Raw genomic sequence first — 15,715 nt, 5'->3', positions numbered from 1 at the left:
TTGGTGGCGACCCTTGCTAGCCAAAACTACACAGTCGAAACAGCTTCCGATGGACAAGAGGGGTGGGAATTAACAGAAGCCTTTGCCTATGACCTGATTCTGCTGGATGTCACACTACCCAAACTAGATGGGATTACGCTGTGCCAAAGGTTGCGATCGCAAGGCCATCAAATGCCAATTCTCCTGCTCACAGCTCGAAATACCAGCCATGACAAAGCCCTGGGCTTAGATGCAGGGGCGGATGATTATGTCGTCAAGCCCTTTGAACCGGAAGAATTAGCTGCTCGGATTCGAGCATTACTGCGCCGGAATCAGTTAACGAGTCAATCTGTACTGGAGTGGGGCGACTTGGTGTTCGATCCCATAAGCTGTGAAGTTACATATAAAACTCAACCTTTATCCCTAACCGCCAAAGAATATGCCCTGCTAGAGCTGTTTTTGCGAAATAGCCGCCGCGTATTTAGCTGTGGAGCAATCTTAGAAAACCTGTGGTCGTTTGAAGATGTTCCCAGCGACGAAGCCGTTAGAACCCACATCAAAGGACTGCGGCAAAAGTTAAAAGCGGCTGGTGCCCCAACAGATATGATCGAAACCGTCTATGGGATCGGCTATCGCCTCAAGCCGAAGGAAAGGAGAGAGGGGAAGGGGAGACGCAAAGATGAGGAAACGGAGGAGAGAGATATTCAGAGTTCAGATTCTAGTGTTAGCGAACGGACTCAGAACCAAACGCTGGCGATGGTCAGCAAAGTTTGGTCTCAATTCCAGCAACGGGTAAGCGAACAAGTTGGAGTCCTAGAACGAGCCGTTAACGCCTTGTGGCATCAGGAATTGGATCGGGAGTTACAACAACTGGCAAAACAGGAAGCTCATACGCTGGCGGGCTCGTTGGGGACATTTGGTTTATCGGCGGGTTCGGAATTGGCCCGACGGATCGAACGCACCTTAAAAGTTGAGCAGCCATTGAGCCAGGATCGAGCGACACAATTACGAGAATGCGTGAGACTGCTGCGGGAGGAAATTGAGCGATCGCATAGTATTTCCGAATTATCGGTTACACCAGCAGAGCCAGATCCTACTTCCTCTGCTACAGAGGTTACAACCGCAGATGAGCGTCCTTTACTGTTAATTGTCGATCGCGATCGCTCCCTAGCTAAAAAACTAATTGCTGAAGCTACAACCTGGGGATTCGATGTCGAAGTTGCTACCAACATGACTATAGCCAGAAATAAAATCTGCCTAAAATCACCAGACTTAGTGCTCTTAGAGCCTGCGATTTCTTCTACAGCCGCAGAAAGTCTGACCTTATTAGCTGAATTAAAAAAACACGCTCCCCCCATTCCCGCCATCATCTTTACTGAACGCGATGATTTAACGGCACGCTTAGAGGTTGCTCGTCTGGGGGGACACACATTCTTACCAAAATCGGTTCCCCCCTCACAGATATTGGATGCAATTAACCAAGTATTGCATCAAGTAGATCGGGAAAAAGCGAGGGTAATGGTGGTCGATGACGATCCAAAAATGCTGGCAATTGTGCGATCGCTACTCGAACCCTGGGGACTCAAAATCATCGCCCTTGCCGATCCCAGACAATTTTGGGAGTTGTTAGAAACAACTTCACCCGATTTGCTGATTCTAGATATCGAAATGCCACAGATTAGTGGGATTGAACTCTGTCAAATTGTACGTAACGACTCGCGCTGGAGCAGCTTACCGATTCTATTTCTCACAGCTCACAACGATGCTGAGAGCATCAACCAAGTTTTTTCAGTAGGTGCAGATGATTTTGTCAGTAAACCAATTGTCGGGCCAGAACTTGTCACCCGCATCATTAATCGACTAGAACGAATCCGAGCTGTCAAACGCGAGATAGGCGATCGCCAACAGGCAAAAGCAGGATTGACCAGGAGCGAACTACGGCTCCAACTAGCCTTAGAAGCAGGTCAAATGGGGACTTGGGACTGGAACTTACTGACCAATCAAATTACCTGGTCTGAAGAACACGAACGATTGTTTGGTCTGACTCCTGGTACATTTGATGGTACGGATAAAATGTTCTATACTTACCTTCACCCGGAAGACTGTGAGAGTTTAATTGCGGAGCTAAATCTTGCCCGCCAACAACAAACAGACTATAGCCAAAATTATCGGATCGTTTGGCCTAATGGCAGCATTCATTGGATTGAGAGTAAAGGAAAAATTTTTTATAACGAAACGGGTGAACCTGTCAGAATTCTAGGAACTGTTAGGGATATTACTGCTTGCAAACAAGCTGAGGAAGCGCTACAAAATGAAAAGAATAATCTAGAGCAAAGAGTTACAGAGCGCACAACTGAATTACTGGAAGTTAACAACTGTCTGCAATCAGAACTTGAAGAACATAAACGCATCCAAGAAGCCCTCCAAATTTCCCAAGCGCGGTTTGCAGGCATTCTAGATATTGCAGAAGATGCCATTATCTCTCTCGATCGCCATCAGCGCATTACTCTGTTTAACCAGGGAGCAGAGAAGATATTTGGCTATTCAGCAGAGGAAGCGATTGGACAACCTCTCGATGTTTTGTTGCCCTTGCGCTTTGTTCAAGTCCATCAGCAATATGTGGCCGACTTTGGCCAATCTCCTATTAGATCTCGGCGGATGGGGGAACGGCGGGAAATTTCTGGTCGCCGCAAAGATGGTACTGAATTTCCAGCAGAAGCCTCTATTTCTAAATTGAATTTGGACAAAGAAGTAGCATTTACTGTATTTTTGCAGGATATCACTGACCGCAAGCAAATCGAGCGCATGAAAGATGAGTTTATCTCCATTGTTAGTCATGAACTCCGCACGCCCCTAACTTCAATTCATGGTTCGCTAGGGATGCTTGCCAGCGGTTTGCTCAAAGCGGACTCAGAGGAAGGTAAACGAATGTTATATATTGCCGTAGATAGCACCGATCGCCTAGTGCGTCTGATCAATGACATTCTAGATATCGAACGCATTGAGTCGGGCAGAGTAAAGATGGAAAAGCAATGCTGCAATCTTGAGGATCTGATTACAGAAGCAGTGAATGTAGTACAAGCTTTAGCTAATAAAGTTGAGGTAAATCTCTCGGTTTCTATTCTCTCTACTTCGCTTTGGGCAGATCCAGATCGCATTGTCCAGACCTTAATTAATCTGCTCAGCAACGCAATTAAATTTTCACATACTGGCAAGACAGTTTGGCTCACAGTTCAACAGCAAGATCGCCATCTATTGTTCATAGTTAAGGATGAAGGGCGTGGCATTCCCCCTGAAAAACTCGAAAGTATTTTTGAGCGCTTCCAACAAGTAGATTCATCAGATTCTCGAAATCATGAAGGCACAGGTTTGGGTTTAGCTATTTGTCGCAGTATTGTGCAACAGCACGACGGTCATATTTGGGTGGAAAGCGTTTTAGGTGAGGGTAGTACATTCTATTTCACGATTCCGATTCGCGACTGCGAGCAGGAGAAAATAGGGTGATTGGCAGGTGATAAGTAAATCCACCTAATTAAACATAAGATCGGGATGGCTAAAAAGCTGACTGTATAAACACTCTACCTTCTACCTTCTACCTTCTACCTTCTACTTATTAGTCTCTGGCGAGATGAGAGCTTATTTTCTAATAGACCTTTCTTTTGAGATTTAAAAGATGATAGAGTGATATTAACCCCTAGTGAAAGAAATTGTTGACAGGGGGGTAAATATGACAATAAAACGCATTCTCATAGTTGATAATGAGGAATACATTCAAGAAGTTGCTAAGGTTTGCCTAGAAACCGTAGCCGGTTGGGAAGTGCTTACTGCTAGTTCTGGTCAAGAGTGCTTGAGTAAAGCCGGAACCGAACAACCTGATGCCATTTTGCTAGATGTGATGATGCCCGATATGGATGGGCTTGCGACTTTTAACAAGCTTCAGGAAAATTCAGCCACTAAAGGCATTCCAGTAATTCTATTGACGGCAAAGATCCAATCCTCTGACCGTCGCCGCTATACTCAAATGGGTCTGAGTGATGCGATCGCTAAACCCTTTAATCCCCTGCAACTCGCCGGTCAAGTCGCCGCTGCATTGGGCTGGAAATTAGACCAATAAATTTGCTTCTTTGACCAGTTTGACAAGCGTTCGACTGAGCCCTGAGCCCGTCGAAGGTTACAGTCGTAGTCTCAACGTCCACTCAGCCGAACTCTAACGTAGCCCCTAGCGTTTCTGACTAGAACCCTCACGTTCGAGGCGATGCGATCGCAACACTAAATAACAACCTTCATTTGATTCATTCTCTATAGTAAAATATAGATATTCTGCGATCCCTCTGGAAACATGACAATGGCAGCTAACCTGATGGAAGCACTTAAGCAAGCTAAAGATTTTAGCCCATCTCATAGCTATGCCTTTTTAAGAGGATTGGCGGGAGCCACTTGCTAACTTAGAATAATCTGGAATAGGACTAATTGTACTTAAATATCCAGCCTGAAAATTGTAGGCTTTATGCAAACAAACACTCTAAATTTTGAACAAGCCCTCGCCATCGCAAATCAAGCAGTTTTCACCAATGCTGGCAGATATCTAACTGATGTCGAAACTACTATATTTCACGGGGCGTGGCTGCATCAAACCTACGAAGAAATGGCAGCCAATACAGAATATACTGTTAATTATCTCCAGCGAACAGTCGGTCACAAATTCTGGAAATTACTTTCCGAAGCCTTGGGAGAAGAGGTAAGTAAAAGTAATTTTCGGACAGCACTAGAACGAAAATCTGTTACCTTAACACCGACAAAATTACCACCTGACCTTTCACTAGAATTTCCAGAAGGGCCAGTAGAATTGGATTCAACCTTTTACCTAGAACGTCCGCCCATTGAATTAGATTGTTGTCAAGCAATTTTACAACCAGGAGCCTTAATCCGCATCAAAGCCTCCCGGCAAATGGGCAAAACTTCACTACTCAATAGAATTTTAAATAGTGCCATTCAAGCTGGATACAAAACAGTAAATTTAAACCTGTTGCTAGCAGATAGAGGAGTATTAAAAAGCCTAGATCAATTTCTCCGCTGGTTTTGCAAGTGCGCGAGCCGAGAGTTACAATTACCGAATAAATTAGCTGATTATTGGGATGAAGAACTGTTCACTAGCAATACTAACTGCACAAATTACTTCGAGGATTATCTACTTTCTGAAATAGATACACCAGTAGTATTAGGATTAGATGAAGTCGATCGCATTTTCCCTCATCCCGAAATTGCTCAAGATTTTTTTGGCTTATTGCGAGTATTGCACGAGTATGCAAAATTAAAAGATTCTATCTGGAAAAAACTGCGGCTAGTAATCGTACATTCCACAGATGTTTATATCCCTCTGAAGGTGAATCAATCCCCATTTAATGTTGGTTTGCCCATAGAATTACCCGAATTTACTCCCAAACAAGTACAAGATTTAGCGGAGCGTTATGGCCTAAATTGGGAGACTAATACAGGAGAAGCATATCTTGCGGATTTAATGGCAATGGTAGGAGGGCATCCTTATCTAGTACAATTGGCAATTTATCACCTGCGTCGCCAGAATTTGACCCTAGAACAATTGCTAGAAAATGCTCCTACCGATCTCGGAATTTACCGCGAACATTTGCAGGGACACTGGGGTACTATTCAAGAATACCCTCAACTGGCAACAGCTTTCAAACAGGTAGTTAATACTAACGGTAGCGTGCAGTTAGAATCAATGCTACAATTTAAATTGCTGAGTATTGGATTAGTCAAACAGCAGCAAAATGGGGTGATACCCAGTTGTCAGTTATATCGGCAGTATTTTCAAAATAAATTTCGCGATCGAGCTTAATAATTTAAGTAGGTAAATACAAATAAACTACTATGATTAAGACCTTCATCCGTAACGCCCCCCTCTGGGCGGTAATACCAAATCCGGGTTTACTACCCCCCTTTATTGTCATTGCGAGCGAAGCGAAGCAATCGCCTAGTCTCTGCGATTGCTTCTGTTTGCTTCGTTCCTCGCAACTCGCAATGACGGATTATTACTAATAAAGGGGATTACTAACCCCGATTTGGCATAAGATACCCCCCAAAGCGGCGTAACCTAAGTTGTCAACAAATATAAATTACTATGTTAATTGAAAAATCCTATCAAGTTGGGGGAAGTTTAGAAGATCGACACCCTACTTATGTAGTCAGAGAAGCAGATAATCGGCTTTATAATGGTTTGAAAAAAGGAGAATTTTGTTATGTATTGAATTCGCGACAGATGGGAAAATCTAGTTTGTGGGTGCGAACTTTCCAAAGGTTAAATGCAGAAGGAATTAGCTGTGCTGCTATCGATCTTACAGAAATTGGCAGTCTAGATGTAACGCCAGAAAAATGGTATTTAGGCATTGTCAGAAGATTAGTTAAGGAGTTTGATTTATCCAACAAAATTAACTGTATAGATTGGTGGAAACAACATAACTTATTGTCACCTTTAGACAAATTTAGCGAATTTATTGAGTCGGTTTTGCTGCGGGAGTTACCGCAAAATATTGTAATTTTTATAGATGAAATAGATAGTATTATATCGCTCAATTTCAAAGATGATTTTTTTGCTTTTCTCCGTGCTTGCTACAACAAACGCGCCAACAATACCGAATATAATCGCCTCACTTTTTGCCTTTTGGGAGTAGGTACGCCCCAAGATTTGATTACTGATAAACAGCGGACGCAGTTTAATATCGGTCAAGGTATTGAGCTAACTGGTTTTACTTTTGAAGAAGCAAAGCTATCTTTAACAGAGGGATTAGCAGAAGTTGCAGACAATCCTGAAAGTGTTTTACAAGAGATTCTAAATTGGACGGGAGGACAACCGTTTTTAACTCAGAAATTATGCCAAATAATTGCTAAAAATGCTGATAGTAGAACGCCGAATGTAGAGCAAATTGTCCGCGATTATGTTATCGAAAATTGGGAATATCGCGATGAACCAGAGCATTTAAAGACAATTCGCGATCGCATCCTCAGAAGCGAACAGAATTCTGGCAGACTTCTGGGACTTTACCAACAAATTTTACAGGGTCAAGTTACCGCCGATGGTAGTCCTGAACAAACAGAAATGCTACTATCTGGTTTAGTCGTCAAACAAGATGGAAAGCTGACAATTTACAACCGTATCTATCAAGAAATATTTAATCAAAAGTGGGTAGATCGAGCCTTAGCTTCTCTACGGCCCTATTCTGAAGCAATTACAACTTGGGTTAATTCCAGTCGCCTAGATGACTCGCGACTATTGCGGGGTCAAGCACTACGAGATGCTCAAATCTGGGCCGCAGATAAAAGCTTAAACGATCTAGATTATCAATTTTTAGCCGCTAGTTTGGAATCCGAAAAACGAGAGGTAATAATTGCCTTAGAAGCTGAAAAGCAGGCATCTGAAATATTAGCTATTGCTAATCAGACATTGATAGAAGCGCAACAGAAAGCTAAGCGCACAATCCAGAAAGCTCTTTTGGGACTTGGGCTAATTTCAATCGCAGCAATAATGGCCGCATGGGGAGCTGCTTATCAAACAAAAGAAGCATTTAATGCAGGTTCTCAAAAAAGACAAGCAGAAATTGCGGAAATCAAAGCGCTAAATTCCACATCTCAAGCTCTGCGAGTTTCAGGAAACCAGCTTGATGCTTTAGTAAATAGTCTGCGGGCGGCTAAAAAATTGCAGTTATTAGGAGCATTTAATCCCCTGCAAAAAGAAGTGATTCGCAATTTACAGGGGCCGCTCTCGGAAGTCCAAGAGTACAATAGATTAGAAGGGCATAAAGGTTGGGTTTGGGATGTGAGTTTTAGTCCCGATGGAAAAACAATTGCTACTGTTGGTGATGATAAAATTGTGAAACTTTGGAGCAATCGCGGTGAGTTAATTAAAAATCTAGAAGGACACAGCGATCGCATTTATGCGGTGAGTTTTAGTCCCGATGGTCAGAAAATCGCGACTAGCAGCAAAGATAAAACCGTGAAACTTTGGAGTATTGAAGGCAAATTACTTGAAACTTTTTCCGGGCATACTGAAAGTGTTTTCAGTGTCAGTTTCAATCCTCAAGGTACTATTCTCGCTTCCGCAAGTAAAGACAATACTATAAAACTTTGGAATCTCACACCGTCTTCTCGATCTTCCCAATCTCCCCCATCTTCCCCACCTCCCCCACCTCCCCCCATTACCCTTAAAGGACATAACAGCGGCGTTACGAGTTTGAGCTGGAGTAGGGACGGTAAAATGCTTGCTAGTGCTAGTTTCGACAACACCGTGAAACTTTGGAGCATTGAGGGCGACGGGGGTAAAAAATTTGCTTTTATCAAAAATCTCAAGGGTCAAAATACTGATGTTACAAGTGTAAGTTTTTCCCCAAATGGTGATATTATTGCTACCGTTGGCGCTGACAAATTGGTAAAAATTTGGAGCATTAATGGAACGCTTTTAAGAACATGGGAAGGTCACGAGCGCGGCATTAGAAGCTTGAATTTTAGCCCGAATGGTCAGACATTAGCAACTGCCAGTGAAGATAATAGTGTGAAAATTTGGAGCCTTGACGGCAGCCTGTTAACAACATTAAAAGGTCACAGAGCAATAATTTATGGCGTGAGTTTTAGTCCTGATGGTCAAACTATTGCAACTGCTAGTGCTGACAATACGGTGAAACTCTGGAGACCTGATATTTGGCTATTGAAAACTTTAGAAGTCAAATTTCCAAAGGATCGCGAGCATTTGGTATACGGTGTGAGTTTCAATCCTAATGGTAATATAGTTGCGTCGGCGAGCCGGGACAAAACGGTAAAACTTTGGAATTTGAAAGCAGAAGGAAGAAGGAAGAAGGAAGAAGAATTTAGTTATTTACGAGATTCAATTATTCCTTTCCTCCTGAAGGGCCATCAAGAATGGGTTTATAGCGTAAGTTTCTCACCAGATGGCTCTACAATTGCTTCAGCGAGTAAGGATAAAACCGTGAAACTTTGGAGTTTGGGGGGGGAGGCGATCGCCAGTTGGAAAGCTCACAACGATGAAGTCTTCGACGCGAGTTTTAGTCCTGATGGTCAAACTATTGCCACTGCTAGTGCTGACAAAACGGTGAAGCTTTGGAATAAAAATGGGAAATTGCTGCGGACGATCGCAGGTCACAGTGGTTGGGTTTACAGCGTTTGCTTCAGTCCCGACGGTCAAGTTATTGCTACTGCTAGCGCTGATAGAACAGTCAAACTCTGGAACAAAAATGGGAAATTGCTGCGAACGATCGCAGAAGGCGGCGGCGAGGTCAATTGGGTGACATTCAGCCCCGATGGCCGTACTATTGCCTTAGCCTCTGACGACAATACAGTAAAAATAAGGACTTTGGACGGTCGTCTGTTGAGAACTTTAGAGGATCACAGCAATAAAGTTTCCAGAGTCAGTTTTAGCCCAAATGGTAGAGTTTTAGCCTCGTCGAGTTTTGACAATACTGTAAAACTTTGGAGTTTGGACGGTCGCTTATTGAAAACCCTCGCAGGCCATCGCGATCGCGTCTACGGCCTCAGTTGGAGTACCGACGGGAAAATGCTGGCATCGGGCAGTTGGGATGGAACGGTGAAACTGTGGGGCGTTGAAGAGATGACTCCGTTAGCTGTTAACAGCGAGATGAACGATCGCGTAGGAGAACTGGTAGGGCGAACTTGCGATCGCATCCACGACTATCTCAGGTACAACCTCCAAGACACCACCTGCAATTAAAAATTTGGTAATCGGTCACTGGTAATTGGCAAATCCCCTGCATCCATAAACTTAGGGATTACTACTGTCGGGAACTATTGAACTCAGCTTTGTTGCTAGCTCAAAGTTGGACATAGGTAACACTATTGGCCAGAAAAGCGGAGCTAACATTAAGACCACCCAAGATGTGCAGTCAGTTTTGGCAGTTGTAGCATCGCTCCAAAAAGCTTCCAGCCACACGCTAAAAACTGCCAGGGCAATAATTAAATAGCAGACAAGTGCATTTTCTAGCATGGCAATCTACCTTACGAGTGATGTTGATTCTTCAAATTATCTCACTATCAACAGTTTTTTCATGCTCTTGAGTGATGCCCATCACCAACTTGCTTGCGACAATATCGATCGCGGGGGTAATTGAGAAAATATTGGGATTATATCCAAGAGCTATGAGAGGCTCAAATCTAGACTAGAGTAGATATTCACGCTTTATAAGTATTTTTACTTAGTTTGCGGGCAGCAACAATACGTAAGTACAATCTTGAGATTTGCCCGCCTACAGCGCAGTCTACGGAAGCTTTACCTAAACTTTACAGTGTTTTCCCTCCAACTTCATCGAAACTTCACACAATCACCGTATTTACCGCAGACAAATACTCATAACTAGCAATATACTTAAAACTATTAAATCCAAACACAAAGCCATCCATCAGTATTTTCACGAAAGAAGTGGGTTAACTTAACCAGATAGGGGTGTACTGCAATGAAAATGATTAATGTACTTAATGTATCCATCCACAATTTCTCAGCAGCCGAGTTACTTCGTCGGCTAAAGCGTGAGGGAGGAGTTGTATTTACCACTAATGTAGACCACTTGATGAAGCTGCAAAAAGATAGAGCATTTTTCCAAGCTTATCAAGGGGCTAATTACCGGGTGTGTGACAGCAAAATCGTGATGTACGCCTCAAAATTTTTAGGCAGTCCTCTGCAAGAAAAAATATCGGGTTCGGATTTTTTCCCAGCCTTTTATAATTATTACAAAGATGACAAAGATGTAACAATATTTCTGTTGGGAGCGGCTGAGGGCGTAGCAGAAAAAGCGATGTTGGAAATCAATGCCAAAGTAGGACGGAATATAGTAATCGCCTCTCATTCTCCCTCTTTTGGCTTTGAAAATAATGTAGAAGAATGCCACAAAATTATAGATTTAATCAAGCAATCGGGCGCTACAGTCTTAGCAATTGGAGTGGGATCGCCCAAGCAAGAGATCTGGATTCACCAATATAAAGAGCAACTAAAGAATATTAAAGTATTCTTGGGAATTGGTGCCACAATTGATTTTGAGGCTGGCTGCCGCAATCGCGCCCCAAAATGGATGAGTGAAGTTGGCTTGGAATGGTTCCATCGGCTGCTATCGGAGCCTCAACGCCTCTGGAAAAGATATTTACTAGAAGGTTTACCTTTTTTCTGGCTGATTTTGCAACAGAAGTTAAACATCTATAAAACTCCTTTTGTGAATTCTCCTGAGTTTGTAGAGCCCGATTCCGAAAATGTTCCTTCACCTAATACTCAAGTAACCGAAGCTTGCCTAATTGCTGAAGCTCAATTAGCTAAGCAAAACACCTCAAAACCAATCGGTCAAATTTTGCAAGAGGCAGGCTTAATTTCCTCTGAGCAAGTAGCAGCGGTGCTGCAAGAACAAGCAGAAGATAATTACCGCCTGCGATTTGGGGAAATTCTAGCACGGCGAGGTTGGATCAAGCCTGAAACTATTGATTTTTTCGCAGACCATTTGCCAAATTTAGCGGAAACAAAGGAGAAAAAACCTTTGGGTCAATATCTTAAATCTGCTGCACTGTTAGATGACGATCAAATTACTACCCTTTTGATTGAGCAGCGCCAAACAAGGAAGCGCTTCGGGGAGATGGCAGTTCACAACGGCTGGCTGAAGGCGGAAACTATAGAGTGGTTTCTGAAATATGTTGCTCCTGCAAAATCCCTGTCTGTGGTTTAAAGCTGAAATAGAGCGAAGCGGAGAGGAATTGATGGCTGATTATGCTTTCAGCCATCAATTCCTCTCCTAAATGTTACATTTTATGATACTAATACATTATCTTGAGCGAAAACCGCAGGGATAATGTATTAGTATTTTTTTATAAACTAGGTAGCTGTAGTCCGGTAGTTCCCAGCAAACTACCTGTAACTCATAGCAACCGCCACAACGGTTAGGACATTCTCGATCGCCCAAACCCTTTCTATTATTGCCTTTTCCTTCTGCCTCCTGCCTCCTGCCTTCTGCCTTTAAGTCATTACTATCAGCCTTTAGTGAATTACAATTAGGAAATACTCATTACTAATGAACATTCAACTTAATTTCTTTGATAAATTGTTGACAGCGATCGAGCGCAATCAAAGTTTACTCTATGTAGCACTTGACCCCGATCCCGAAATTTTCTCTACTGGTTCACCTGCGAGCGATCGAGATCAAATCTTAGTCGCTAACTTGGAAAATGACCTACAGTCTATCATCGCCAAAACAGCAGATTTTGTCTGCGCTTATAAACTCAGCTTAGGATTTTATCAAGCTCTGGGCATTCCCGGTTTGGAACTTTTGCAACAAACTTTAAAAAGTATTCCTGCTCATATTCCAGTAATTTTAGATGCAAAACACGGGGATTTAAACACCAGTACCGCCTTTGCTCGTACTGCCTTTGAAGACTGGCAAGTAGATGCTGTTACTTTGTCTCCTTACGCCGGAGTTGACCAAGTAACTCCTTTTTTAGTATACCCTGGAAAAGCAGTTTTTATACTTTGTGCAACTGCTAACCCTTCGGCCGCTACTTTGCAAGAATATCCGACGGCTGAGCATCCTCTTTACTTAGAATTAGTACAAGCAGCTCAAAGTTGGGGAACTCTAGATCAACTGGGGTTAGAAGTAGGAGTAATGGCGGATATGTTAGCTCGCATCCGCAAAGCTGCTCCCGAACGGTTAATTTTAATTCACGGAGATATAGCAGAAGAAAACGATCTTACAGAAGAGGACGATCTTACCCAAATTCTTGCTGCTGGTTTAAGTAAAAATGGCGAAGGATTGCTATTACCAGTCCCACCAAGTTTATTAGTGAAAGAGGATAATGGCAAGGCAATTAAGGAGTTGCGGGACGCTGTTAACGAACAGCGACTTCGGGTAGTAGAAGGCAGTCCTACTTGCGAGTTGTGGCTTCCAGATGTCTGCTTTTTGCAACCTGAACCTCACCGCGATTTAATCTTACAACTTTATGACATCGGCTGTATAGTTTTTGGCGACCACGTACAAGCATCGGGAGCGATATTTCCCTATTATATTGATTTGCGACCCATTATCTCCATTCCTCAAATTTTCCATTTAATTGTTAGTGCTTATGCGGACATTCTAAAAGACCTGAAATTCGATCGAATTGCAGGGATACCTTATGGTTCTTTGCCAACAGCAACTGGTTTAGCTTTACGAATGGAACGGCCGATGATTTTCCCGCGTAAGGAGGTGAAAGCTTACGGTGCGGGAAGATTAATTGAGGGGCATTTTCAGGCTGGCGAAATGATTGTGGTAGTCGATGATATTCTGATTTCTGGCAAGAGTGCGATGGAAGGTGCTGCTAAGTTAAAGTCTGCTGGTTTGGAGGTGGAAGATATTGTGGTATTTATCGATCATGGACAGGGGGTAAAAGATAGATTACAGGAGAATGGATATCGGGCTCACGCGGTTTTAACGCTGCTGGAAATTGCAGAAATTTTGTATCAATCTGGTCGCGTTGATAGCGAGCAATTTAATCTTTTGACGGAGGTTCACTGAGGAAATAGATGGTCAGCTTGTTTCTATATCTCGTTGGCTGTGTACTCTTTAGCGATAGCTTTCCTTTGCGGAGAGTCTAAACAATCTTTAATTATGTCACCTAATACTGAAATCCCGCGCTCAATTTCTTCTGGACTGCGAGAATAATTCAAACGTAAAGCAGCATACCCTTGTTGACCAGGAAAAAATAGTGTCCCGTCACCGATAAGAATCTTTCGGGATAAAGCTTGCTGATAAATTGACTGCATCGACAAACCTGACGGCAAATGCACCCACAGAAACAAACCACCATTGGGAACAGTCCAAGAAGCAGACCTTGGAAAATAACGCTCCAAAGCACTTAGCATCGCATTCCGGTTTTGGAGTAGTTGACCTCGCAAATGAGTCAAATGTCGGCGGTAATGTCCAGATGCTAAATATTCGCTAACAATTGCTTGAGAAATAGTAGAAACGTGCAAGTCATGAAGCAATTTACCTTCAACTAATGGCTGATAATTTTTACCTGTAACTACCATATAACCCACTCTAATCCCCGGCATTAGAGTTTTAGAAAAAGTGCCGATATAAGTCACGCAATCATGTCTATCTAATGCCTTAATTGGTGCGGGTACGGGGTCAAAATTCAATCCTTCATAAGCGTTATCTTCTAGAATTTGACACTTATACATTTCTGCTAGCCGTAGCAATTGCTGGCGGTGGGATTGAGAGGTGGTGACACCCGTGGGATTATGTAAGGTTGAAACTGTGTAAATTAGCTTAGGATGGTGAGTATAGAGGTATTTTTCCAACAATTCTAAATTCATACCTTCCGCTGTCATCGGAATGCCAATTACTCTGGCTCCTCTATGGGATAAAACTGCAAGCATTCCGTGATAGGTAGGACTTTCTACTATTACCCAATCTCCCGGTTGCACGTAGTGATGAATAGCTAAAGATAGCCCTTGTTTAGAACCGTTAGTAACAATTAAATAATCTGGTGTTACTTCTAATCCCCGCTGTACTAACATCCGGCTGATTTGTTGTCGGAGCGTTAATTGTCCTTGGGGCAAATCGTAATTAAATAGGCTCGTGCCAATTTGTTTGACGGCTCGCCTAGCAATCCGCTGCAAATCTTCTGAACCAGATTCTAGAGGGAAACCGCTACTAAAATCGATCGTTCCTAAGTGTTGCCGCGCTTCAATACCACCCATATAAATATTAAAAAATCCACCGCCTTCTCGCTCGGAAACTATTACATCTTGAGGCGGGGCAAAGTTTGAAGCTGATTTAGGGCAGGTAATTTCGGGGCTACTGACGTAATAGCCGGCACCGGGGCGGGCGTGAATTAGCCCGTCGGCTTCTAGGACGCTATAAGCCTCAATTACGGTTAATTTGTTGACCCCTGCATTCAAGGCTAAAGAGCGAATTGAAGGGAGTTTTTCTCCAGGTTGCAAGGCTCCTGATTCGATCAGGCGCGAAATGCGATCGCGTATTTGCAAATAAACGGCTTTGGAGGATTTTCGCTCTAAAGGAATTCTCACGGGGGCTTTCCTCAGAATGGCTATAGGGAGATATTTAGCACTATATAGGATGGGGAAGCGTTTTGGCTGGTACAGTTTAACCTTGTTTGAGTATAACACTTTAATTTATTTTTAACTGTACTAGCTAAGATTTATTATTTTGTAGGCTGTATTTGTAAAATTATGATACGAGATCTCGCCTTCCTACTCCCTAACGAGTTATTCTGTTCAATATATCGCAATAATATTAGGTGTACAAAATAGATGTGATAACTATGCCTAAGTATCCAAAACTAATGGATGAATATGAGGAACAACTTGAGAACTGGCTTTCCCGAGGCGAAATTAATGAAGAAGTTCGCAACCGCCTTAGAAGTGCGGCTAATAGAGTTTTTGAAGCACTTTTGGCAGCATCTACAAAAGAGGAGATTCTGGAAGATATAGGTAAGCTATTTCCACCAGAGGGATACCGTACTGTTGTCAACCATCTCAAAAATATTGTAGATGCACGCAATAGTCATATAAAAACAGAGGAAAAACGGTAATATTTATAGGATTTTCGCAATTGAAGTTTGAAACATCGATTGCTCCTGCTCCTCTAAAAAAGGAGGGGACATTCAAAGCAGCCTTTTAAGGGGGCTAGGAGATTTATTCTGCCTAAGTGATGATTTATAT

General features: G+C 42.8%; 10 protein-coding genes. 8 read left to right on the top strand and 2 right to left on the bottom strand.

The features are described from left to right. The 4 genes from PN499_RS02620 to PN499_RS02605 form a co-directional block, all read left to right on the top strand. Positions 1 to 3,483: response regulator (locus PN499_RS02620; protein WP_272030130.1), on the top strand; the 3,483-nt coding region annotated here is incomplete at its 5' end. A gap of 223 nt (positions 3,484 to 3,706) precedes the next feature. Then, a complete protein-coding gene (locus PN499_RS02615) occupies positions 3,707 to 4,093 on the top strand; it encodes a response regulator (RefSeq protein WP_272030128.1) in 387 nt (128 codons plus the stop codon). A 393-nt stretch (positions 4,094 to 4,486) separates the two neighbouring features. Beyond that, positions 4,487 to 5,836, top strand: coding sequence for an AAA-like domain-containing protein (locus PN499_RS02610; RefSeq protein WP_272030127.1), 1,350 nt, complete (start codon positions 4,487 to 4,489; stop codon positions 5,834 to 5,836). A gap of 282 nt (positions 5,837 to 6,118) precedes the next feature. Further along, on the top strand, positions 6,119 to 9,733 hold the full coding sequence (locus PN499_RS02605) for a WD40 domain-containing protein (RefSeq protein ID WP_272030126.1): 3,615 nt from the start codon (positions 6,119 to 6,121) through the stop codon (positions 9,731 to 9,733). A 51-nt stretch (positions 9,734 to 9,784) separates the two neighbouring features. Here PN499_RS02605 and PN499_RS02600 read toward each other — a convergent pair whose 3' ends face one another. Continuing rightward, a complete protein-coding gene (locus PN499_RS02600; protein ID WP_272030125.1) occupies positions 9,785 to 10,006 on the bottom strand; it encodes a hypothetical protein in 222 nt (73 codons plus the stop codon). Here PN499_RS02600 and PN499_RS02595 point away from each other — a divergent pair. From PN499_RS02595 to PN499_RS02585, 3 genes are all read left to right on the top strand, one after another. Beyond that, positions 10,005 to 10,130: a hypothetical protein gene (locus tag PN499_RS02595; RefSeq protein ID WP_272030124.1), complete on the top strand. Its 126-nt coding sequence runs from the start codon at positions 10,005 to 10,007 to the stop codon at positions 10,128 to 10,130. The genes PN499_RS02600 and PN499_RS02595 overlap by 2 nt on opposite strands. Positions 10,131 to 10,472: 342 nt before the next feature. Next, the gene (locus tag PN499_RS02590; protein ID WP_272030123.1) at positions 10,473 to 11,723 is read left to right on the top strand and encodes a WecB/TagA/CpsF family glycosyltransferase; all 1,251 of its coding nucleotides are present in this window, start codon (positions 10,473 to 10,475) and stop codon (positions 11,721 to 11,723) included. Positions 11,724 to 12,065: 342 nt separating this feature from the next. Continuing rightward, a complete protein-coding gene (locus tag PN499_RS02585; protein ID WP_272030122.1) occupies positions 12,066 to 13,541 on the top strand; it encodes a bifunctional orotidine-5'-phosphate decarboxylase/orotate phosphoribosyltransferase in 1,476 nt (491 codons plus the stop codon). A gap of 23 nt (positions 13,542 to 13,564) precedes the next feature. Here the strand turns inward: PN499_RS02585 and PN499_RS02580 are convergent, their stop codons facing one another. Further along, the gene (locus PN499_RS02580) at positions 13,565 to 15,061 is read right to left on the bottom strand and encodes an aminotransferase-like domain-containing protein (protein ID WP_272030121.1); all 1,497 of its coding nucleotides are present in this window, start codon (positions 15,059 to 15,061) and stop codon (positions 13,565 to 13,567) included. A gap of 254 nt (positions 15,062 to 15,315) precedes the next feature. Between PN499_RS02580 and PN499_RS02575 the strand changes: the two genes are divergently transcribed. Next, entirely contained in the window at positions 15,316 to 15,585 is a 270-nt protein-coding gene (locus PN499_RS02575; protein ID WP_272030120.1) for a hypothetical protein, read from the top strand. Positions 15,586 to 15,715 lie beyond the last annotated feature (130 nt).

Source organism: Kamptonema animale CS-326 (assembly GCF_028330895.1).
In the GTDB taxonomy this organism is placed as follows: Bacteria; Cyanobacteriota; Cyanobacteriia; order Cyanobacteriales; family Microcoleaceae; genus Kamptonema; species Kamptonema formosum.
Note: the sequence above shows the minus strand (reverse complement) of the source record. Positions and strands in the feature narration are given on the sequence as shown.

Excerpts from the sequence above, each read along its gene's own strand:
- PN499_RS02585 (WP_272030122.1), top strand. The coding sequence starts at position 12,066 with ATGAACATTCAACTTAATTTCTTTGATAAATTGTTGACAGCGATCGAG.
- PN499_RS02590 (WP_272030123.1), top strand. The coding sequence starts at position 10,473 with ATGAAAATGATTAATGTACTTAATGTATCCATCCACAATTTCTCAGCA.
- PN499_RS02615 (WP_272030128.1), top strand. The coding sequence starts at position 3,707 with ATGACAATAAAACGCATTCTCATAGTTGATAATGAGGAATACATTCAA.
- PN499_RS02600 (WP_272030125.1), bottom strand. The coding sequence starts at position 10,006 with ATGCTAGAAAATGCACTTGTCTGCTATTTAATTATTGCCCTGGCAGTT.
- PN499_RS02575 (WP_272030120.1), top strand. The coding sequence starts at position 15,316 with ATGCCTAAGTATCCAAAACTAATGGATGAATATGAGGAACAACTTGAG.
- PN499_RS02605 (WP_272030126.1), top strand. The coding sequence starts at position 6,119 with ATGTTAATTGAAAAATCCTATCAAGTTGGGGGAAGTTTAGAAGATCGA.
- PN499_RS02595 (WP_272030124.1), top strand. The coding sequence starts at position 10,005 with ATGGCAATCTACCTTACGAGTGATGTTGATTCTTCAAATTATCTCACT.
- PN499_RS02610 (WP_272030127.1), top strand. The coding sequence starts at position 4,487 with ATGCAAACAAACACTCTAAATTTTGAACAAGCCCTCGCCATCGCAAAT.